Origin of the sequence: Streptomyces sp. NPDC059201 (genome assembly GCF_042754585.1) — a bacterium.
Lineage (GTDB): Bacteria > Actinomycetota > Actinomycetes > Streptomycetales > Streptomycetaceae > Streptomyces.
In genome coordinates, this window is the sequence record NZ_JBHZBB010000005.1 from 256,454 (window position 1) to 275,756 (window position 19,303).

The following is a 19,303-nucleotide window of genomic DNA, read 5'->3' on the forward strand; positions in this document are numbered from 1 at the left end:
TTCACCGCCCCCCGAAGACGAGCCGGGCGGCGCGCGCGACACGCTCCGCGAGACCGGGCGGACGGCTCTCCGACCGCTCCCGCCACCAGCGGGTCAGCTCCCGCCGCTCGGGCCGCTGCCCGTCCAGCAGCAGCCCCTCGACGAAGTCGAGCGCGTCCCGCCGGTAGCTCCCCGGCATGGGCCGGGTCCGGGCGTACGCCAGGAACGCGGGCCGGAACTCCGCGCCCAGGATCTCCGGCAGCTCCGGCGCGATCCGCGCCACCACGGACGCCCGCTTCGCCGCGAGCGCCCGGCTCTGCACCCGGACCCGCCGCACGTCGAACCCCTCAGGCACCGGAGTCCCCGCCACCAACGCCGACAACAACGCCACCTGCCCCACCCCCACCCTCTGCCGCACCTCGTCCCGGGCGACCCCGGGTTCACTGTTCTTCGACGGAGCGGGTGCGGGAGCCGGGTCGGCTCCCGAAGGCCCCCCGGCCGCGACACCGGCACGCGCCGTGGCACCCGCCGTCGCGCCCGCCGGCATCAATCCGCCGGAGACGCGGGCGCCCGCTCCGATGAGGAGGGGGGTGGTGCCGGTGAGGGTGCGGCCGGCTCGGAGAGCGGCGGCGGTGGTGCCGTGGCGGGAGCCGGGGCGGTCGGTGGGGGGCTTCGCGCGGTGGCGGGCTGCCTTCAGCGTCGCGCGGATCGCCGTCAGTTCGGCGGCCAGCTCCGGTGCGGGCGGGAAGTTGTCGTCGCGCTCCAGGAGGACGCCCGGCGGGGCGACCCGGCCCGCGAGGTCCGCGAGGATGTCGAGGACCTGCGGCGGGACCGGGTGCGCGTGGGTGTCGTGCCAGACGCCGTCCCGTTCGAGACCGCCCGCCACGTGCACGTACGCGATGGCCTCCACCGGCAGTTCGGCGAGCGCCCGCGCCGGGTCCTCGCCGCGGTTGCGGTGGTTGGTGTGCAGGTTGGCGACGTCGATGAGGAGCCGTACCCCCGTACGCTCCACCAGCTCCGCCAGGAACCGGCCCTCCGTCATCTCCTCGCCCGGCCAGGAGAAGAGCGCCGCGATGTTCTCCAGTGCCAGCGGCACTGGCAGCGACTCCTGCGCGATCCGTACGTTCTCGCAGAGCACGTCCAGCGCGTCCCGGGTGCGGGGGACCGGCAGCAGGTGCCCGGCCTCCAGGCGCGGGGACGCGGTCAGCGGCCCCCCGGCCCGGACGAACGCGATGTGCTCCGTGACGAGCGGCGCCCCCAGCGCCTCCGCCTTCGCCGCGAGCGCGGCCAGCCGCTCTGGGTCCGGCCGGTCCGCCCCGCCGAGCCCCAGCGACACCCCGTGCGGCACGACCGTGACGCCCCGCGCGCGCAGCCGGGCCAGCGACTCGGGCAGGTGGCCGGCGCACACGTTCTCCGCGACGACCTCCACCCAGTCGACCCCGGACAGCCCCTCCACCGCGTCCGCGATCTCGGGACGCCAGCCGATGCCGATGCCGAGTTCCGTCATGTCCCCCTCCTTCGGTCCTCAGTCATCCACGTGATGACCCCGGCGATGCCGGTCGAACCCCAGGGGGAAGAGGTTCAGAGCTTCATTTGAGGTTCCCGGCCACGGGCTCCACCGGGTCCACCGGCTCCACGGGCTCCACCGGCGCCCCCTGAGCCTCCGGCGCCTCCAGGACCCCCGGGAACGCCGACACCACCGTCGCGCTGCCCGGCGCGATCTCCGTGAAGCCCGCGTCCCGGACGACCGGCAGGCCGCTCGCCGCGAGGGCGGGCCAGTCCGCCTCCGGCGCCGTGCGGACGGCGAGCGGGAACCCGGCCTCCCGCCAGGCCGCGCGGGCGGGCGCGTCCAGGGCCCACCACAGCAGCTGCGCGCCGTGCCCGGCCTGGGCCATCGCCTTGCCCGCGGACATGGCGAGACCGGGGTTCATCCAGAGCACCGCCGCGCCCTCCGGGACGGGTCCGGGCTCCGCCGGGTCGTCGAGGTCGGTGCCCGAGACCTGGAGCTTGGCCAGGTCCTTGGGCCAGCCGTCCAGCGGCACCGGCGGGAAGACCCGTACCTCCGCCTCCCCGCCGGTCACGGTGATGCCGGGCAGACCGCCCGCGCGCCGCCACTCCGCACCGCGCGCCCGCCGGACGACCTTGCGGATCCGGGCGTCCTCCCAGTCGGCCACGGCCCGCGCCCACGCGCCCTCGCCGTGCGCGCGCTCGTCGGTCAGGAGCCGGAGCACGGCCCGGGCCGCCGTCTCCAGGGCGTCGGTACGGGCCGGCGGCGCGTCCCGCTCGATGCGCACCACCAGCGGCAGGACGAACTGCGGCTTCCCGTCGCGCGGATCGGCGTCGCGCTGAGGCTGTGGCTGGGGATCGGTGTCGTTGCTGCTCACCCGGCAAGTCTGCCACCGCCCCGGATCTTGTGGCCGGGGCGGCGGCCGGGCGAGGATCCCGTCATGAGCACGTTGGTCGGAGAGCGGGAGCCGGTACGGCTAGCGGGCGTCGGGCGCCGGTACGGGCCGCGCGGCCCGTGGATCCTGCGCGGCGTCGACCTGGACCTGCGCCCGGGCCGCCTGGTCCGGGCCGTCGGCGCGAACGGCGCGGGCAAGTCGACGCTGCTGCGGCTGGTCGCGGGCGTCGACGCCCCCGCCGAGGGCCGGATCACCGGCCGCCCGCCCCGCACCGCGTACGTCCCCGAACGCTTCCCACCCGCCCTGCCCTTCACCTCCCTCGCCTACCTCGTCCACCTGGGCCGCCTCCAGGGCCTCCGCACCGGCCCGGCCCGCGCCCGCGCGGAGGAGTGGCTCGACCGCTTCGGAGCGACGGCGTACGCGGCCACGCCCCTGGCCGCCCTCTCCAAGGGCACCGCCCAGAAGGTGGCCGTGGCCCAGGCCCTGCTGGCCGCCCCCGACCTCCTCGTCCTGGACGAGGCGTGGACGGGCCTGGACACCGCGGCCCGCGCCACCCTCGACGAGGCGGTACGCGCCCGCGTGGCGGCCGGCGCCACGGTCCTCTTCGTGGACCACGCCCCCCAGCGCCTGGCGGCCGAACCCCACACCACCCTCCACGTGCACTCCGGCGGCATCCACCCCGACCCACCCGCGAGCGCCTCCGCCCTGGTCCGCGTCGTCGCCTCCGGTACGCGGCCCCTGCCCGATCCCCTCCCCGGTGCCGCCACTTCGGCGCCTGCCGGCGGGAGCGGCGGGGAAACGGTCTTCCGTGTCGACGCCGACGCCTCCGACGCGCTGCTGCGGGTGCTGCTGGACGCCTCCTGGCATGTGCGGCGGGTGGAGCCCGTGCGGGCGGGGGAGTTCGCGTGACGGCGCTTCTGCGGTACCACTCCGCCTTGCTCTTCCGCTCCCAGCGGTGGCTCGCGCCGCTCGTCGTGTACGTGGCGCTGGTCGTCGTCGGTGTCCGGCCGGGGGATCCGGTGGCCGGGTCGCTCGGGATCGCGGCGGCGGGGCTCGTACCGGTCTCGGCGTGGGTGGTGCGTGTCTGTCTGACACAGGAGGCGGGGGCCGCTCGGGCCGTGGTCGCCGCGGCGGGCGGGCGGACACGGGCGCATCTGGCGGCCCTGCTCGTCGGCGCCGGGTGGCCCGCCCTCATGGGCGCCGTCGCGGCGGTCGGGGTGACCGCCACCGGCGACCTCGCCGGGACGGGCGGACCGGGCGCCCTCCTCGCCGGGCTTCCGGCCACCACCGCCTGCGCCCTCACCGGCGCGGCCGTCGGCGCGCTGGCCTCCCGCCCGTTCGTCCAGGCGCCGGGCTGGTCGCTGGTCCTGCTGCTCCTGGGCTCGCTCTTCGCCCTGGTGACCACCGGCTCGCCCGCGAAGTACGCGGTCACCGCCCTGGTGGCCGCCGAGGGCGCCGCGCACCCGCCCTGGGGCGCCTGCGCCGCCGCCGTCCTGCTCGCCGCCGCCGCGGCCGCCGTCGCCTCCCGGGCCACCGGCCGCCTGGAATGACGCCCGGCCCGGAGTCCACGGGAGTAGCCTCGCTGACATGCCCACGGAACCGGAGTCCTGTGCCCCCGCACCCGCCCCCCGCCCCCCGAAGGCGGCCGAAGGGCCGTACGCGCGCTGCGTCCTGTGCCTGGAGCCCACCGAGTACGCGGAGACGGCGAAGGGCGTCGTCCTGTGCCCCGTCTGCGAATGGCAGGAGGCCCAGCGCCACGCCTGCTCCGGCTGAGCCTCAGCTCTTCGCGCGCATCAGCTCGCTGACCTTCACGAAGCGGTAGCCGCGGGCCCGGAGTTCGGGGACGACGCGGCGGATGGCCCGCTCGGTGGCCGGGGCGGCGCTGCGGGTGCAGTGGAGGACGACGAGGGAGCCGGGGCGGACCCCGGAGAGGACCTGTTCCGCCACCGCGTCGGGGTCCTCGGCGAACGCGTCGCCGCCGACCACGTCCCATTGGACCGCCGTCACGCGCGCGGGGGCGAGGGCGTGCAGGGCGGCGTCGTCGTAGCAGCCGCCGGGGAAGCGGAAGTACGGGACCACGTTGACGGCGCCCGCGTCGCGGAAGGACTCGAAGGCGCGGCGCACGTCGGCCGCCATGTCCGGTGCGGCGACCGTCGGCAGGCCGTAGCAGGGCTTGGCGAAGGCGTAGTGGCTGTACGAGTGGTTGGCGATCTCGAAGCGGGGGTCGGTGCCGATCGCACGCGCCTGGTCGGGGTACTCCTCCGCCCAGCGGCCCGTCATGAAGATCGTCGCGTCCACCTTCAGCCGCCGCAGCGTGGCGATGAGCTCCGGGTTGTCGAAGCGCTCGCCGCGCGCCGCCCGGGGGCCCTGGTCCGCGGTCATGTCGGCGTCGAAGGTGAGGGCGACGACCTTCTCCGTACTCGATCCCGTCCGTCGTTCGTAGACGGGGGTACGGCCCTGGGGCCCGGCCGCCATCGTGGGCGGCGCGGCGGGCGCGGCGGGCTGGCGCTCAGCGCCCGGGGCGGCGGTCGGCTTCACCGCGCTCTTCGGGAGCGTGGGCGCCGGGGTCATAGGGGTGTCGGCGCCCCCGCCGCAGCCGACCAGAACGGCGCCCAGAAGACCGAGGGTCGCCACTTTACGTACAGAAATGGTCACGAACGGAAGTTATCCGATGGGACTCGAAGCCCCGCCGCCGCACCCGGAGGCGCGGCGGGCCGCGTCACCCGTCAGGGCTCAGGTCGCGAGCAGCCTGCGCCGGCACTCCGCCACGTCGAAGCCGGCGGGCGGGTAGCGCGGGTCCAGCGCCTCCAGGTGCTCCAGGAGGAGTCGGCTGACGGCCCAGTTCCGGTACCACTTGCGGTCCGCCGGGACCAGGTACCAGGGCGTCTCGGGCGTCGAGCAGCGCTCCAGGGCCACCTCGTACGCCCTCCGGTAGTCGGGCCGGCGGGTCCGCTCCTCGATGTCGCCGGGGTCGAACTTCCCGTGCTTGTCCGGGTTGTCCGGGTTGTCCAGGCGCTCCAGGAGGCGGCGCGCGGCGAGGCGCGGCCCGAGGAGCGCGGCGGCGGCGACCCCGGCCGCCTTGTCACCCGGACCGTCCGGACCGCCGGGCATGTCCCGGGGGTCGTACGCGGAGAGGTCGACGCCCGCGCCGGGCGTCAGCCGCAACGCCTCCCGGAGCGACGCGCCCCGCCCGCCGTCGACGTCCCGCCTGCCGTGACCGTCCCGCCCGCCGCCACCGTGCTCCCCGTCGAGCCGCTTCCACTTCGCCACCGCGCGCGCCCCTTCCGCCCGTCCGCCCTGCCGCTCGCCTTCCGACGATCCTGCGCCGGATCGGGGCGGGCCGCGAGCGCAGCGCATTCACGACGGGGCCGGGCGTCAGCGCCAGGGGCCGCTGACCGCGAACGTCGTGCCGGGGGTGTAGCAGTTCACGTACATCGTGCCGCCGTCGGGGGAGAAGGTGACGCCCGCGAACTCGCCCCACTCGGGGTCCTCGGGGGTGCCGACGTCCTGGGCGTTCCGGGCGACCGGGTAGACCTCGCCGTGGCGGGTCACGCCGTAGACGTGCTGGGCGCCGGCGCCGTCCTCGCAGACCATGAGGCCGCCGGTGGGGGCGAGGCAGATGTTGTCGGGGGACTCGCCGGGGAGCCGGATGTCGCTGTCGGGGCCGAAGACGACGGCGAGGGTGAGGCGCCGGCCGCGCGGTTCGTACTTCCACACCTGCCCGTAGTGGGTGGCGCCGGAGCCGTCGGAGGCGCGGGCGAAGGAGGAGACGAAGTAGACGCCGCCACCGCCCCAGTAGCAGCCCTCCAGCTTCTGCGCGTGGGTGATCCCGCCGGGCCCGAAGTCCTGGTGGCGGATGGGCGTTTCGCGCGCCTGCGGGTCCGGCACCAGCACCCACTCGACGCGCTCGAAGACCGTCCCGGGCTCCTGCACCACCGACAGGTCGGGGACGCCGGGCACCCGCAGCGCCTGGAGGATGCCGCCCGCGCGCAGCGTGCCGGTGCCGCCCATGGGCCGCTGGGGCAGGAAGCGGTAGAAGAGGCCGAAGGGGTGCTCGAAGGCGTCCTCCGTCTCGTAGACGATCCCGCTGTACGGGTCGAGGGCGACGGCCTCGTGCGCGAAGCGGCCGAGCGCGGTGAGCGGGACGGCCCCGGTGCGCCGGGGATCGGCCGGGTCGACCTCGAAGACGAAGCCGTGGTCCTTCTCGTATCCCTTCGTCCCCGCCGTGTCCTCGGTCTCCTCGCAGGTCAGCCACGTGCCCCAGGGGGTGGGCCCGCCCGCGCAGTTGACGGCGGTGCCCGCGATGCCGACGCGCTCCCCGTCGGCGCCGTCGAGGACCTCGCCGCCGGGGCCGATGCCGAGGACGGTGCAGCCGCCCTTGCCGCCCCGGTCGTAGACCAGGCCGGGCACGTGCGGGACGGCGCGGCGGGCGTCGGTGCGGTTCTCGTGGTTGCGGACGAGGCGGACGCCGCCGTACGGGCCGGCGAAGGCGCTCATGCCGTCGCAGCGGCCGGGGACGGGCCCCTCGCCGGAGCGGAGCGGTTCGCCCTCGCGGGAGAGGACCCGGTAGGAGAAGCCGGCGGGGAGGTCGAGCAGGCCGGCCGGGTCGGGGAGGAGGGGGCCGTAGCCCCCGCGCGGCTCGGCGACGGCCGGGGAGCCGGCGAAGAGATCACCGAGCGCGCCGGTGAAGGCGATCCCGGCGACGGTCGCGCCGCCGCGGGCCAGGATCTGACGTCGTGTCACGGACATGGGACGGCCTTCCCGCCGGAGACAGGTGTGGACCCGCTGTGTGTACCACGCACGGGTGTGCGTGATGCCCCTGCGCGGGTCCACGACGCCTCGAACGGCGTAATCCGGCCCTGTCCTGACGAGGCGTCGGGAGACGTCCCGTCACATGACGGAACGTCAGACCAGCTCGGCCGTCAGCGTGATCGTCGTGCCGGTGAGCGCCTGGCTGACCGGGCAGTTCTTCTTGGCGCCCTCGGCGGCCTCCTGGAACTGGCCGGCGTCGAGACCGGGGACCTCGCCGCGCACGGTGAGGTGGATGCCGGTGATGCCCTCGCCCGGCTGGAAAGTGACGTCCGCCTTGGTCTCCAGGCGGGTGGGCGGGTTGCCCGCGCCGGCCAGGGCGTGCGAGAGGGCCATCGAGAAGCAGGAGGAGTGCGCGGCGGCGATGAGCTCCTCGGGGCTGGTCTTGCCGTTGGGCTCCTCGGAGCGGGCCGGCCAGGAGACGTCGTAGGAGCCGAGACCGGAGGAGTCGAGGGAGACGACGCCGGAGCCCTTGAGGAGGTCGCCCTGCCAGACGGTGTGGGCGTGACGGGTGGTGGCCATGGTGGATCCCTTTCGATCGGGTATGGCCCCCAACCTACTGCGCCACGAGCCCCTTTGCGTCCCGCGCCAGGGCGGTGAGCCGGGAGATGGCCCGGAAGTACTTCTTGCGGTAGCCGCCGTTCAGCATCTCGTCGCTGAACAGTCTGTCGAACGGGAGTCCGGAGGCGAGCACCGGTATCTCGCGGTCGTAGAGGCGGTCGGCGAGGACGACGAGCCGCAGCGCGGTCGACTGGTCCGGGACCGGGCCCACGTCGGTGAGGCAGACGGCCGTCAGGTCGTCGGTGAGGGCGCCGTACCGGCTCGGGTGAACCTTGGCCAGGTGTTCGAGCAGGTGCGGGAAGTCGTCCAGGGAGGCGCCGGGGACGCGGTACGCGGTCTCCGTGACGACCTGGTCGGAGTGGGGCGCGGGGGCCTCGGGCAGACCCCGGTGGCGGTAGTCCTCGCCGTCGATCCGCAGCGGGCGGAAGTGCGCGGAGAGGCCCTGGATCTCGCGGAGGAAGTCGGCGGCGGCGAAGCGGCCCTCGCCGAGCTTGCCCGGCAGCGTGTTGGAGGTGGCGGCGAGCGCCACGCCCGCCTCGACCAGCTTGCCGAGCAGGCTGGAGACGAGGACGGTGTCGCCCGGGTCGTCCAGCTCGAACTCGTCGATGCACAGCAGGCGGTGCTCGCTCAGCGTCCGCACGGTCTGCTGGAAGCCGAGCGCGCCGACCAGGTTGGTCAGCTCCACGAAGGTGCCGAACGCCTTCAGGGCGGGTTCGGCGGGCGTGGCGTGCCAGAGCGAGGCCAGGAGGTGGGTCTTGCCGACGCCGTAGCCGCCGTCGAGGTAGACGCCGCGCGGGCCGGCCGGGGCGGCGGGCTTGCGGGCGAACCAGCGGCGCTTGCCCACGCCGGTCGCGTGCGCCCCGCCCAGGGTCTCGGCGAAGCCGGAGAGCGCCTTGACGGCCTCGCACTGGCTGGGCTGGTTCGGGTCGGGGAGGTACGTGTCGAAGCGCACCGAGTCGAAGCGCGGCGGCGGGACCATCTCCGCGACCAGCCGGTCGGCGGGGACGTGGGGCTCGCGCGAGCACAGCGAGAGCGGGGCCGCCGCTGCGGAGGCGGCTTCATTCAGGGCACGGGTCGACACAGTTCCCCACTGTAAGCGCCGTGTCAGACTGCGAGGATGCGACAGCTCTTCCCTGTGACGGACATGACAGCTCCGAAGGCCCAGGCCGACGACGCCCAGGCCGGAGGCACCGGCACCGACCGGGAGTGGTCCCTCGACGAGCTGGCCGACGCCTACGCGTACCCGGAGGGGGAGGAGCGCTGGCTGCGGGCGAACATGGTCTCGTCGCTGGACGGCGCCGGGCAGCACGAGGGCCGCTCGCAGCCGCTCTCCTCCGACACCGACATGCGGATCTTCGGCACCCTGCGGGGGCTCGCGGACGTCGTGGTCGTCGGTGCGGAAACGGTACGCCTGGAGGGGTACCGGCCCGCCCGGGCCCGGGACGCCTTCGCGGAGCGCCGGGCCGCCGCCGGCCAGGGCCCCGCCCCCGCCATCGCGATCGTCACCGCCTCCCTCGACCTGGACCTCGCCCTCCCGCTCTTCACCTCCCCGCTGGTCCCGACCCTCATCGTGACCGGCGCCGGAGCCCCCGCCGAGCGGCTCGCCGCCGCGCGGGACGCCGGTGTCGAGGTGCTCCTCGCAGGGGAGGGGGCCGCCGTCGACCCGGCCCGCGCGGTCGCCCTGCTCGCCGAGCGCGGGCTGCGCCGGCAGCTCACCGAGGGCGGGCCCCGGCTGCTCGGCCACTTCACCGCCGCGGGCGTCCTGGACGAGCTGTGCCTGACGGTCTCCCCGACGATGACAGCGGGTGATGCCCAGCGGATCGCCCACGGACCTTCGCTCACGCTTCCGACACGCTTTGGGCTGGCTTCTCTGCTGGAGCAGGACGGCTTCCTCTTCAGCCGCTACCGTCGGATCTGACAATCGGCGGAATTTGTCGTTCCGCTTAGCGTCGGCTGGGCACAATCACAGTCGCAGTCCCCGTGCGGGCACGGGGAAGGATGGTTTCCGCAGAAGGGCTCCTGAGGTGTTCACAAGCGTTCTGATGATCGAGAAGCCCCTGACGTCCGTGGACGTGGAATTCGTCACCACCCTGCACGGCGACGAGGGCGTGTCCTTCATCGTGCTGATGCAGCCGCGCGGTGATCAGGCCGATGTACTGCTGCGCGCCATCGACGACGTCGCCCTGGGCGAACTCAAGGAAGCGGCGCGCGAGGGCGACGAACCGGAGGGCAAGGCGGCGCGCGAGCCGGCCGAGCTCGCCCTGGAGCACTCGCTCCGGGCCCTGAGAGAGGCGGGCTGCGAAGCGGTCGGACAGGTGGTCGAGGACCACCCCCTCGACAAGATGAAGGCGGTCGTCGACGAGGCGGAGGCGGACGAGGTGATCGTCCTCACGGCCCCGCACTACGTGGAGGAGTTCTTCCACCGCGACTGGGCCTCCCGCGCCCGCCACAAGGTGGGCGTACCCGTCCTGAAGCTCTTCGCCCACAGCGAGTAGCGGCGGGCCGACCCCGCGCGGCCGGGGGCACGGGGGAACCCGGGCCCCCGGACCCGGGCCCCGGACCGTGTCCCCGGCCGCCTTCCCGGGCCGCCCGGCCGCAGCCACTACGCTGGGGAGGTCAGTGAACACGCACACCCGGGGAGAGAACCGCATGGCACCCGCCATCCCTGCCGCCATGGAACGGCCGCACTTCATCGGCATCGGCGGTGCCGGAATGTCGGGCATCGCGAAGATCCTCGCCCAGCGGGGCGCCAAGGTCGCCGGCAGCGACGCCAAGGACTCCCCGACCGCCGAGGCGCTGCGCGCCCACGGCGTCACCGTGCACCTCGGCCACGCGACCGAGCACCTCGCCGACGACGCCTCCGCCGTCGTCGTCTCCAGCGCCATCCGCGCCGACAACCCCGAGCTGGCCCGCGCCGCCGAGCTCGGCATCCCCGTCGTGCACCGCTCCGACGCGCTCGCCTCCCTCATGGACGGGCTGAACGCGATCGCCGTCGCCGGCACCCACGGCAAGACGACCACCACCTCCATGCTGGCCGTCGCCCTCACGGAGCTGGGCGCCGACCCCTCGTACGCCATCGGCGGCGACCTCGCGGGCCCCGGCACCAACGCCCGGCACGGCGCCGGCGAGGTGTTCGTCGCCGAGGCCGACGAGAGCGACCGCAGCTTCCAGAAGTACGACCCCCAGGTCGCGATCGTCCTCAACGTCGAGCTGGACCACCACGCGAACTACGCCTCGATGGACGAGATCTACGAGTCCTTCGAGAAGTTCGCCGCGAAGCTCCGCCCCGGCGGCACCCTCGTCGTCGGCGAGCACTCCGGCGCCCGCGAGCTGGCCCGCCGCGTCGCCGCCACCGGCCGCGAGGACCTGGAGATCGTCACGGTCGGCGAGGGCGAGGGCTCCGACGCCCACATCCTCAAGATCGTCCCGAACGGGATGAAGAGCGAGGTCACCGTCGCCCTCGACGGCACCGAGCACACCTTCACCGTCTCCGTCCCCGGCCGCCACTACGCGCACAACGCCGCCGCGGCCCTCGCCGCCGGCGCCCGCGCCGGTCTCGACCCCGCCGCCCTCGCGCAGGCGCTCACCGCCTACACCGGCGTCGGCCGCCGCCTCCAGCTCAAGGGCGAGGCCGCGGGCGTCCAGGTCATCGACTCGTACGCGCACCACCCGACCGAGATGACCGCCGACCTGGAGGCCATGCGCGGCGCCGCCGGGGGCTCCCGCCTCCTCGTCGTCTTCCAGCCGCACCTCTTCTCCCGCACCCAGGAACTGGGCAAGGAGATGGGCGACGCCCTCGCCCTCGCGGACGCCTCCGCCGTCCTCGACATCTACCCGGCCCGCGAGGACCCGATCCCCGGCATCACCAGCGAGCTGATCCTCGACGCGGCCCGCGCCGCCGGAGCCGACGTCACCGCCGTCCACGACAAGGCGACCGTTCCCGACGTCGTCGCGGGAATGGCCCGCCCCGGCGACTTCGTTCTGACCATGGGCGCGGGCGACGTCACGGACCTCGGTCCGCTGATCCTGGCCCGCCTGGCGAACTGAGGGAGTGGACGCACGATGGCGTACGAGGTCGAGAAGCCGGACGAGGAGTGGCAGGCGCAGCTGACCCCGTCGGAGTACCAGGTGCTCCGGCTGGCCGGCACGGAGCCCGCCTTCCGCGGCGAGTACACGGACACCAAGACCAAGGGTGTCTACTCCTGCCGCGCCTGCGGCGGGGAGCTCTTCACGTCGAACGAGAAGTTCGAGTCGCACTGCGGCTGGCCGTCCTTCTACGACCCGAAGGACAGCGAGGCCGTCGAACTGGTCGCGGACACCTCCCACGGCATGATCCGCACCGAGGTCCGCTGCGCCCGCTGCGGCTCCCACCTGGGCCACGTCTTCGAGGGCGAGGGCTACCCCACCCCCACGGACCAGCGCTACTGCATCAACTCGATCTCCCTCCGCCTGGAGCCGGACGAGAACTGACGCGGACCGGCGGATCCACTAGCCCCCGCGCCTTCGGGCGCCGGGCCTAGTGGACCGAGAAGCCGCCGTCCACGAAGAGGGAGTGGCCCGTCACGTACGCGGAGGCGGGGCTCGCCAGGAAGACGGCGGCGGCGGTGAAGTCCTCGGGCAGGCCGTTGCGGCCGGTCAGCGTGCGGGCGGCGAGCGCCTCGACCTTCGCCGGGTCGGAGGAGAGGCGCTGGTTCAGGGGAGTCATCACGAAGCCCGGGACCAGGGTGTTCGCGGTGACGCCGTACGGGGACCACGCCTCCGCCTGCGAGCGGGCCAGCGACTCAAGGGCGCCCTTGGAGACCCCGTACGCCCCGCTCTGCACGAACGCGCGGTGCGCCTGCTGGGACGTGACGTGGATGATCCGGCCGAAGCCGCGCTCCGCCATCCCCGGGCCGAACCGCTGCCCCAGCAGGAACGGCGCCTCCAGGTTCACCGTCATCGTCGTGTCCCAGACCTCCTCGCCCAGCTCCCCGAAGGGCGGACGGAGATTGATCCCGGCGGAGTTCACCAGGATGTCCGGCTCCCCGAACACCCCGGCCGCCGCCTCCGCGCCCGCCTTGATGCCGTCGCGCGTGCTCAGGTCCGCGCTCACCCACTCCGCCCGGCAGCCGTCGGCCGTCAGCTCGTCCACCGTCGCGACGAGCTCCGCCTCCTTGCGCGCCAGCACGACCACGCGCGCCCCGGCGCGGGCCAGCGCCCCCGCGATGGCCCTGCCGATGCCCGAGCTGCCGCCCGTCACGAGGGCGGTCCGCCCTTCCAGGGAGAACAGGCCGGAGAGGTAGTCGGCGGGGGTACTGCTGCTCATGCGTTCGCTCCTCAGGACGTGCGGGTACCGGCCCGCCCACGTGCGGTAGGGGGCCGATACACGCATCCTGGCACAGCCGCCTCTCAGGCGAGCCGGGCGAGGAACTCCGTCCCTGCGGCTTCGGGCCGAGCCGGACCTCAGGGCGTGAGGTCAGGCTCGGCCCGGGGTGGGCTCAGCCCTTCAGGGGCTCGTACCCGGACGGGCGGGTGGTGAAGGTGCCGCGGCCCTGGGTGCGGCCGCGGAGGCGGGTCGCGTAGCCGAAGAGCTCGGCCAGCGGCACCGTCGCCGTCACCACCGACGTACCGCCCCTGACCTGCGAGTCCGTGACCCGGCCGCGGCGGGCCGCGAGGTCGCCGAGGACGGAGCCGACCGACTCGGCGGGGACGGTGACCGTCACCTCCGCGACCGGTTCGAGCAGCGTCATGGCGCTCGCCCGGAGCGCTTCGCGCAGGGCGAAGCGGCCGGCCGTGCGGAACGCCATCTCCGAGGAGTCCTTCGGGTGGGTCGCCCCGTCCGTGAGCGTGACGCGGACGCCCGTCACCGGGTGCCCGCCGAGCGGCCCCTCGGCGAGCGCGTCCCGGCAGCCGGCCTCGACCGCGCGGACGTACTCCTGCGGCACCCGGCCGCCGGTGACCGTGGACGTGAACACGAACTCCTCCTCCGCCGGTCCGATGTCGAGGACGACATGGGCGAACTGGCCCGCGCCGCCGTCCTGTTTGACGTGCCGGTACAGCACGCCGGTGACGCCCTTCACCACCGTCTCGCGGTACGCGACCTGCGGGCGCCCGACCGTGACCTCCAGGTCCCGGTCGCGCCGCAGCCTCTCCACCGCGACCTCCAGGTGCAGCTCGCCCATCCCCGACAGCACGGTCTGGCCCGTCTCCGGGTCGGTCCGCACCACCAGCGACGGGTCCTCCTCGGCGAGCCGGGCGAGCCCGGTCGCCAGCCGGCCGGTGTCCGTGCTCCGGCGCGCCTCCACGGCCACCGAGACGACCGGGGCGGCGGCCACCGCGGGTTCGAGGACGACCGGCACCGCCGGAGCGCACAGGGTGGCTCCGGCGCGGACGGCCTTCGGCCCGACGACGGCGACGATCTGCCCGGCGAGACCGGCGGGCAGATCGGCCGTCCGGTCGGCCTGCACCGACAGGACGCGGGCGACGCGCTCCGTCCGCCCGGTGGCGGTGTCGAGCACGGTGTCCCCCTTCCCGAGCGTGCCCGCGTAGACGCGGACGTACGTCATGCGGCCGGTCGGCGTCGCGCTCACCTTGAAGGCGAGTGCGACGAGCGGCGCGTACGGGTCGGCCGCCCGCTCGCCGCCGCCGACCGGAGGCCGGTCGAGCGGGGAGGGCAGATAGGCGACGATCGCGTCCAGGAGCGGTTCCACCCCCCGGTCGCGGTACGCCGAACCGCACAGCACGACGACGGCCGAGCCGGCGAGGGTGAGCTCCCGCAGGGCCTGCGCGAGCGTCGCGTCGGAGAGCGCGTCCGCCGCGCAGAACTCCTCCAGGGCGCCCGGGTGCAGCTCGGCCACCGCCTCCTCCAGGGCGCGTCGGCGGCGTACCGCCTCCTCGCGGAGCCGGGCGGGCACGTCGGTCTCGGTGCGGCCGTCGTCGTCCCACACGTACGCCCGCGTCGTGACCAGGTCCACGACGCCCCGGAAGCCGTCCTCCCGCCCGATGGGCAGCTGGACGGGGAGCGGGACCGCGCCCAGGCGGGCGCGGATCGACGCGACGGCGGCGTCGAGGTCGGCGCCCGCCCGGTCCATCTTGTTGACGAAGGCGATCCGGGGCACGCCGTGCCGGTCCGCCTGCCGCCACACCGTCTCGCTCTGCGGCTCGACGCCCGCGACCGCGTCGAAGACGGCCACGGCCCCGTCGAGGACGCGGAGCGAGCGCTCGACCTCGTCGGAGAAGTCGACGTGGCCGGGCGTGTCGATGAGGGTGATCCGGTGGTCCGCCCACGCGCAGGTGACGGCGGCGGCGGAGATGGTGATCCCCCGCTCCCGCTCCTGCGGGTCGAAGTCGGTGACGGTGGTGCCGTCGTGGACCTCGCCCTGCTTGTGGACGGCACCGGTGAGGAAGAGGATCCGCTCGGTGACAGTGGTCTTGCCCGCGTCGACGTGGGCGAGGATGCCGAGGTTGCGGACACGGGGGTTCTGGGAGACGCGCACGGTGTCGTGCCTTTCGCTGCTGTGTGGAGACGAGCGTGGAGAAGAGCTCGGAAACGCTCAGGGCAGCGCGATTCCCGGACGCGGGAGGGCGTCAGCGGGCCTGCGATGACGGGCGCGCAGCCGTCACCGGCAGGCGGGAGAGGCGAGGATCACGTCGTACCGGCGGGCGCGGGGGAAGACGGCGACGGCGGCGTACTGGTGACGCATGGTCGGCTCCCCTCGATCTCGTGCGGACGGTCCTTCGGACGGACTGGTTGGAGTGTAGGGAGTGGCCGCCCGCACGCGACAGCGCTTTTTTCAGGGGGTGTTGGGCGGGGAGTGGCTGTATCTGGTCTGTGCCGGAGGGGGTGAGGGGTGCTTAATGGGGCTGCTACGGCGACACGAGGACACGGGGGAGACATGGACTCGACGAACGGCCCTGGCATACCGCCCAACGACCCGCCGCCCGTTCCGCCTACTGCTCCGCCGCCTGTTGATCCGCCGACGCGGCGGCCTCTGCTCGAACCGGGCCGGGCTCCGGCGGTGCGCGGTTCGCGCGCGATCGACCTGCGGGTGAAGAACCGGGTCCTGTGGATCGGCTCGGCGGCGCTTCCGCTGCCGAACGTCACCTCGGTGGAGGTGGTGCGCGTCAAGCCCGACTCGGTGCTGAGGGTGTTTCTCTGCCTCGTGCTGGTTATCGCCGGGCTCGCGTTCACGCGCGGTGGCGGCGCGCTGTTCGCGGGCGACTTTCCCGTGATCGTCGCCTTCGTGGTCGGCGTCGGATTCTTCGTCCTGAAGGACGCGTTCGCACCGGCCAGGCCCGTACTGGTCGTCCAGACGGCCGCGGGTTCCACGGCCGTCGTGACCCTGCCGGACCCCGAGCAGCTGCGGCACATCGCCGGCCTGATCGTGTGGGCGATCGACGACCCGTCGGTGGAGATCGCCGTGGAGGTCAAGCTTTTTGGAGCCCGCTCGCGCGCGAGTGACCACGGCCCCGTCGTCCACATGCGGGGCAGGGCCAACCTGGGGATCAGCTACCGGTAGGGGCGTTCGCCGGCTGGAGGAGGTCCCAGCGGTTGCCGTACAGGTCCTCGAAGACGGCGACGGAGCCGTACGGCTCGTGACGGGGCTCCTCCAGGAACTTCACGCCCGCGGCGGTCATCCGCGCGTGGTCGCGGGCGAAGTCGTCGGTGTGCAGGAAGAAGGCGACGCGGCCGCCGGTCTGGTTGCCGACGGCGGCCTCCTCCTCGTCGTTCTTGGGGCGGGCGAGGAGCAGCCCGGCGTTCCCGATCCCGCCGACGCCGCCGGAGCCGTGCGGCCGGACGACGACCCAGCGGGTGCCGTTGCCCCGGTCGGTGTCCTCGACGAGGTCGAAGCCGAGGGCGCCGGTGTAGAAGGTGATGGCCTCGTCGTAATCACGGACGACGAGAGTGACGAGTGCGATGGACGGCATTACCCCAACGTAATACGCGCAAAGTGCAGGAACCCACCCGCGCGGACCCGCGTCGGACCCCACCCGACCCTAGACCCGGCGAGGGTCGGTACGAGGGTCGGGGGAGGGGTGCCGTGAGGGGCGGGACGGGAGCGGGCGGGGGTTTCGGGGGCGGTTTTCGTGGTGGGGGCGGTGGGAGGATGCCCACCATGGACGCGGAGGGGTTCGAGGAGTTGGTCGGGCGGGCGCGGGGGCTTGCGCGGGGCGCGGGACGGCGGGTTCTGGGCATCGCCGGGCCGCCGGGGGCCGGGAAGTCCACGCTTGCGTCGCGTCTCGTCGAGCGGCTCGACGGCCTGGCCGTGCTCGTGCCGATGGACGGGTTCCATCTGGCCGGTGCCGAGCTGGCCCGGCTCGGGCGCGCGGCGCGCAAGGGCGCGCCCGACACCTTCGACGCCGCCGGGTACGCCGCGCTGCTCGCCCGGCTCCGTACCCCGCAGCCTGGCACCGTCGTCTACGCCCCCGCCTTCGACCGGGCCCTGGAGGAACCGGTCGCCGGCTCGATCCCCGTACCGCCGGAGACGCCGCTCGTCGTCACCGAGGGCAACTACCTCCTCCATGACGTCGGCGCCTGGGCGGCGGTCCGCCCCCTCCTCGACGAGGTCTGGTACCTCGATCTCCCCGACCCCGTACGCGTCCCCCGCCTCGTCGCCCGGCACGTCCGCTTCGGCAAGGAGCGGGCGGAGGCGGAGGCGTGGGTGGCGCGGTCGGACGAGGCCAACGCGCGTCTCGTCGCGGCGGGCCGCAGCCGCGCCGACCTCGTGGTGACGATGAGCTGAGCCGACCGGGGCCGGGGTAGGGGGCCCTACCGCGGGCCCGCACCCGTCCGTCACCATGTCACTGACTACCGACAGGGGGAAGAGTGACGGAGATCCTTTACGGCGAGCGGTCGAGGAACCCGCTGGCCAGGACGGTCGAGCTGACCGAGAACGGCCTACGGAAGGGCGTCCGGTTCACGCCGCTGGGCGAGCTGAACCTGGCCGCGATGGCGGAGGCGTACCAGCGAGGGCGGTGGGTCGGCGGCGGCGGGTTCGAGCGCCCGCTGGCGGGGCTGGAGGAAGGGCCGGGCATCGTGCCGGTCGTCCGCGCCTCCGGTACGAGCGTGCCGCTCAAGGTGCGCCGGGCGGCGGAGTTCGCGCGGGAGCTGGGGCGGCTGGCGGTGCGGCTCAGCGGCGGGCCGGAGTGGGTCGCGGAGCTGGGCCGGCGGGCCGCGGCCGAGGGCGTGCCGCTGTGGCTGGCCCGGCGGACCGCGCCCGGACCGGCCGGGGACGTCACCGTCGCCGTGGACCGGCGGCTGGTGCGGGTGGACGTGTGGGGCCCGCACGCGCCCGTCGTACGCCTCCGGGCGCCGTACGGGTTCCACGCCGACGAGCCGCACCCGTCCCGCGGCCTCACCCTCACGGTCGGCGACACACCCGCGGTGCTGAGCCTGACGCACCGGAAGCTGCGCCGGTCCAAGAGCGCGGTGGAGGCGGAACTCGGCGGGCAGCGCTGGGAGCTGAAGCGCCAGACGGCGACCAGCTCATGGCTGCTCCGCGACGACCGCCGGATCGCCCTGCTCGCGAAGCCCTCGCGCCGCCGCCCGACCGCGCGTCCCGACGAGCTCCTGCTCCCGCTCGGACCGGTGGGCCTGGAGACCTTCGACCCCCTGGACGCGGTCATGGCGCACGCCTTCGCCACCGCCTTCGGCCTCGGCGACACCACCGGCCTGGCCCGCTTCCCCTCCCAGTGGCGGCCCAGTGAAGGCTACGAACCCGCCGCCACGGAAACCGACTGGTCCCGCCCCTGGTACACCAACCTGGGCACCCGACGCGACGACAACGAACCCGGCAGCGGCGACGGCTGGGGCTCCGACGGCGGCGACGCGGGTGACTCCGGCGGCGACGGAGGCGGCAGCGACGGCGGAGGCGGCGACGGCGGTGGCGGCGGTGGCGGCGGCGACTGAGCCCGCCGCCCACCCGGGCGCGCTCGTCCGCGCGCCCGGCCCGCACCGCCGTCCCGCGTCCCCCGGCGCCTCACCGGGGCCCGAGTAGGCTGGCGGTATGAGTGACGAGCGGGTCGGAAGTGAGGCGTGGGAGGAGCGGGTCGCCGCTCTCTGGGCGGAGATCGACGCGGTAGAGGGCGGGGAGTTCCGGGCTCGGATGGAGGAGCTCGTCGCCGAGCGCGGGGACGGGGACGCCGTCGCCGTCTTCGAGCTCGGGGCCGCTTGCGACTCGACCGGGGTGCCCGCCGAGGCCGTGCGGCATTACCGGCGGGCGCTTGAGCTCGGGTTGAGTGGGGTGCGGCGCCGGCGGGCCGTGATTCAGCTGGCCAGCAGTCTGCGGAATCTGGGGCGCCCCGACCGGAGCGTGGAGCTGCTTCTCGTCGAGCGGGACCTGCCCGACACGCGGCTCGACGCGGACGAGCGGGCGCTCGCGCCGGCCGTCGACGCGTTCCTCGCGCTCGCGCTCGCCGACACCGGGCGCGACCGGGAGGCCGCCTCGCTCGCCCTCGGCGCCCTCGCGCCCCTGCTGCCCCGCTACAACCGTTCCCTCGCGCACTACGCCCGCGCTCTCCTCACCGCCCCCGACGGGTCCTGACTTCGCCGGGCGGCCGGTGCTCGCACCACC

Annotated in this window: 20 protein-coding genes and 1 pseudogene; 11 read left to right on the forward strand and 10 right to left on the reverse strand. The window is 74.6% G+C overall.

What is annotated here, in order from left to right; all coding sequences use genetic code 11:
- Position 1: 1 nt before the first annotated feature.
- Together ACFXMG_RS19195 and ACFXMG_RS19200 are read right to left on the reverse strand one after the other, a co-directional pair.
- Positions 2-1,486: a DUF692 domain-containing protein gene (locus ACFXMG_RS19195; RefSeq protein ID WP_383828806.1), complete on the reverse strand. Its 1,485-nt coding sequence runs from the start codon at positions 1,484-1,486 to the stop codon at positions 2-4.
- Positions 1,487-1,568: 82 nt separating this feature from the next.
- Positions 1,569-2,363 carry an aminoacyl-tRNA hydrolase gene (locus ACFXMG_RS19200; RefSeq protein WP_383828808.1) on the reverse strand — a complete coding sequence of 265 codons (795 nt, stop codon included), beginning with the start codon at positions 2,361-2,363 and terminating at the stop codon, positions 1,569-1,571.
- Positions 2,364-2,426: 63 nt separating this feature from the next.
- On the opposite strand from ACFXMG_RS19200, the gene ACFXMG_RS19205 reads away from it, so the two are divergent.
- The 3 genes from ACFXMG_RS19205 to ACFXMG_RS19215 are packed head-to-tail and all read left to right on the forward strand — an operon-like array spanning position 2,427 to position 4,154.
- Positions 2,427-3,290, forward strand: a complete 864-nt coding sequence (locus ACFXMG_RS19205) for an ATP-binding cassette domain-containing protein (protein ID WP_383828810.1) — start codon at positions 2,427-2,429, stop codon at positions 3,288-3,290.
- Complete coding sequence (locus tag ACFXMG_RS19210) at positions 3,287-3,931, forward strand: ABC transporter (protein ID WP_383828812.1); 645 nt, start codon at positions 3,287-3,289, stop codon at positions 3,929-3,931. The genes ACFXMG_RS19205 and ACFXMG_RS19210 overlap by 4 nt, the downstream gene beginning before the upstream one ends.
- Positions 3,932-3,968: 37 nt before the next feature.
- Entirely contained in the window at positions 3,969-4,154 is a 186-nt protein-coding gene (locus tag ACFXMG_RS19215; RefSeq protein ID WP_383828814.1) for a hypothetical protein, read from the forward strand.
- Positions 4,155-4,157: 3 nt separating this feature from the next.
- On the opposite strand, the gene ACFXMG_RS19220 is transcribed toward ACFXMG_RS19215, so the two are convergent.
- The 5 genes and pseudogenes from ACFXMG_RS19220 to zapE all read right to left on the reverse strand — a co-directional run bounded on the left by ACFXMG_RS19220 (position 4,158) and on the right by zapE (position 8,832).
- On the reverse strand, positions 4,158-5,036 hold the full coding sequence (locus ACFXMG_RS19220; protein WP_383828816.1) for a polysaccharide deacetylase family protein: 879 nt from the start codon (positions 5,034-5,036) through the stop codon (positions 4,158-4,160).
- 78 nt (positions 5,037-5,114) lie between these two features.
- A pseudogene (locus ACFXMG_RS19225) lies at positions 5,115-5,411 on the reverse strand (polyphosphate kinase 2 family protein); the annotation flags it as partial.
- Between the two features lie 345 nt (positions 5,412-5,756).
- Entirely contained in the window at positions 5,757-7,130 is a 1,374-nt protein-coding gene (locus tag ACFXMG_RS19230; protein WP_383828818.1) for an alkaline phosphatase PhoX, read from the reverse strand.
- Positions 7,131-7,286: 156 nt separating this feature from the next.
- On the reverse strand, positions 7,287-7,712 hold the full coding sequence (locus tag ACFXMG_RS19235) for an OsmC family protein (RefSeq protein ID WP_383828820.1): 426 nt from the start codon (positions 7,710-7,712) through the stop codon (positions 7,287-7,289).
- Between the two features lie 34 nt (positions 7,713-7,746).
- Positions 7,747-8,832 (reverse strand): cell division protein ZapE, encoded by a 1,086-nt coding sequence (gene zapE, locus ACFXMG_RS19240; RefSeq protein WP_383828822.1) that lies wholly within the window; start codon positions 8,830-8,832, stop codon positions 7,747-7,749.
- 36 nt (positions 8,833-8,868) lie between these two features.
- Between zapE and ACFXMG_RS19245 the strand changes: the two genes are divergently transcribed.
- The 4 genes from ACFXMG_RS19245 (at position 8,869) to msrB (ending at position 12,221) form a co-directional block, all read left to right on the forward strand.
- Positions 8,869-9,669 (forward strand): pyrimidine reductase family protein, encoded by an 801-nt coding sequence (locus ACFXMG_RS19245; RefSeq protein ID WP_383828824.1) that lies wholly within the window; start codon positions 8,869-8,871, stop codon positions 9,667-9,669.
- Positions 9,670-9,775: 106 nt separating this feature from the next.
- On the forward strand, positions 9,776-10,246 hold the full coding sequence (locus ACFXMG_RS19250) for an indole-3-glycerol phosphate synthase (RefSeq protein ID WP_383828826.1): 471 nt from the start codon (positions 9,776-9,778) through the stop codon (positions 10,244-10,246).
- A gap of 154 nt (positions 10,247-10,400) precedes the next feature.
- Positions 10,401-11,798: a UDP-N-acetylmuramate--L-alanine ligase gene (murC, locus tag ACFXMG_RS19255; protein WP_383828828.1), complete on the forward strand. Its 1,398-nt coding sequence runs from the start codon at positions 10,401-10,403 to the stop codon at positions 11,796-11,798.
- Positions 11,799-11,813: 15 nt separating this feature from the next.
- A complete protein-coding gene (msrB, locus tag ACFXMG_RS19260) occupies positions 11,814-12,221 on the forward strand; it encodes a peptide-methionine (R)-S-oxide reductase MsrB (RefSeq protein WP_383828830.1) in 408 nt (135 codons plus the stop codon).
- 46 nt (positions 12,222-12,267) lie between these two features.
- On the opposite strand, the gene ACFXMG_RS19265 is transcribed toward msrB, so the two are convergent.
- Positions 12,268-13,056: an SDR family NAD(P)-dependent oxidoreductase gene (locus ACFXMG_RS19265; protein WP_383828832.1), complete on the reverse strand. Its 789-nt coding sequence runs from the start codon at positions 13,054-13,056 to the stop codon at positions 12,268-12,270.
- A gap of 172 nt (positions 13,057-13,228) precedes the next feature.
- Entirely contained in the window at positions 13,229-15,226 is a 1,998-nt protein-coding gene (fusA, locus tag ACFXMG_RS19270; protein WP_383828834.1) for an elongation factor G, read from the reverse strand.
- Between the two features lie 399 nt (positions 15,227-15,625).
- Here fusA and ACFXMG_RS19275 point away from each other — a divergent pair, with 399 nt between their 5' ends.
- On the forward strand, positions 15,626-16,249 hold the full coding sequence (locus ACFXMG_RS19275) for a DUF6232 family protein (RefSeq protein WP_383828836.1): 624 nt from the start codon (positions 15,626-15,628) through the stop codon (positions 16,247-16,249).
- On the opposite strand, the gene ACFXMG_RS19280 is transcribed toward ACFXMG_RS19275, so the two are convergent.
- Positions 16,236-16,658 carry a VOC family protein gene (locus tag ACFXMG_RS19280; RefSeq protein WP_383828838.1) on the reverse strand — a complete coding sequence of 141 codons (423 nt, stop codon included), beginning with the start codon at positions 16,656-16,658 and terminating at the stop codon, positions 16,236-16,238. The genes ACFXMG_RS19275 and ACFXMG_RS19280 overlap by 14 nt on opposite strands.
- Before the next feature lie 179 nt (positions 16,659-16,837).
- On the opposite strand from ACFXMG_RS19280, the gene ACFXMG_RS19285 reads away from it, so the two are divergent.
- From ACFXMG_RS19285 to ACFXMG_RS19295, 3 genes are all read left to right on the forward strand, one after another.
- Entirely contained in the window at positions 16,838-17,473 is a 636-nt protein-coding gene (locus ACFXMG_RS19285; protein ID WP_383828840.1) for a nucleoside/nucleotide kinase family protein, read from the forward strand.
- An 83-nt stretch (positions 17,474-17,556) separates the two neighbouring features.
- On the forward strand, positions 17,557-18,639 hold the full coding sequence (locus ACFXMG_RS19290; RefSeq protein WP_383828842.1) for a hypothetical protein: 1,083 nt from the start codon (positions 17,557-17,559) through the stop codon (positions 18,637-18,639).
- Positions 18,640-18,736: 97 nt separating this feature from the next.
- Positions 18,737-19,273 (forward strand): tetratricopeptide repeat protein, encoded by a 537-nt coding sequence (locus ACFXMG_RS19295; protein WP_383828844.1) that lies wholly within the window; start codon positions 18,737-18,739, stop codon positions 19,271-19,273.
- The last annotated feature ends 30 nt before the right edge of the window (positions 19,274-19,303 follow it).

Coding starts and splice junctions, on each gene's coding strand:
- ACFXMG_RS19215 (WP_383828814.1), top strand. CDS start 3,969: ATGCCCACGGAACCGGAGTCCTGTGCCCCCGCACCCGCCCCCCGCCCC.
- murC (WP_383828828.1), top strand. CDS start 10,401: ATGGCACCCGCCATCCCTGCCGCCATGGAACGGCCGCACTTCATCGGC.
- ACFXMG_RS19280 (WP_383828838.1), bottom strand. CDS start 16,658: ATGCCGTCCATCGCACTCGTCACTCTCGTCGTCCGTGATTACGACGAG.
- msrB (WP_383828830.1), top strand. CDS start 11,814: ATGGCGTACGAGGTCGAGAAGCCGGACGAGGAGTGGCAGGCGCAGCTG.
- ACFXMG_RS19235 (WP_383828820.1), bottom strand. CDS start 7,712: ATGGCCACCACCCGTCACGCCCACACCGTCTGGCAGGGCGACCTCCTC.
- ACFXMG_RS19205 (WP_383828810.1), top strand. CDS start 2,427: ATGAGCACGTTGGTCGGAGAGCGGGAGCCGGTACGGCTAGCGGGCGTC.
- ACFXMG_RS19230 (WP_383828818.1), bottom strand. CDS start 7,130: ATGTCCGTGACACGACGTCAGATCCTGGCCCGCGGCGGCGCGACCGTC.
- ACFXMG_RS19245 (WP_383828824.1), top strand. CDS start 8,869: ATGCGACAGCTCTTCCCTGTGACGGACATGACAGCTCCGAAGGCCCAG.
- ACFXMG_RS19285 (WP_383828840.1), top strand. CDS start 16,838: ATGCCCACCATGGACGCGGAGGGGTTCGAGGAGTTGGTCGGGCGGGCG.
- ACFXMG_RS19265 (WP_383828832.1), bottom strand. CDS start 13,056: ATGAGCAGCAGTACCCCCGCCGACTACCTCTCCGGCCTGTTCTCCCTG.
- ACFXMG_RS19295 (WP_383828844.1), top strand. CDS start 18,737: ATGAGTGACGAGCGGGTCGGAAGTGAGGCGTGGGAGGAGCGGGTCGCC.
- ACFXMG_RS19275 (WP_383828836.1), top strand. CDS start 15,626: ATGGACTCGACGAACGGCCCTGGCATACCGCCCAACGACCCGCCGCCC.
- ACFXMG_RS19195 (WP_383828806.1), bottom strand. CDS start 1,486: ATGACGGAACTCGGCATCGGCATCGGCTGGCGTCCCGAGATCGCGGAC.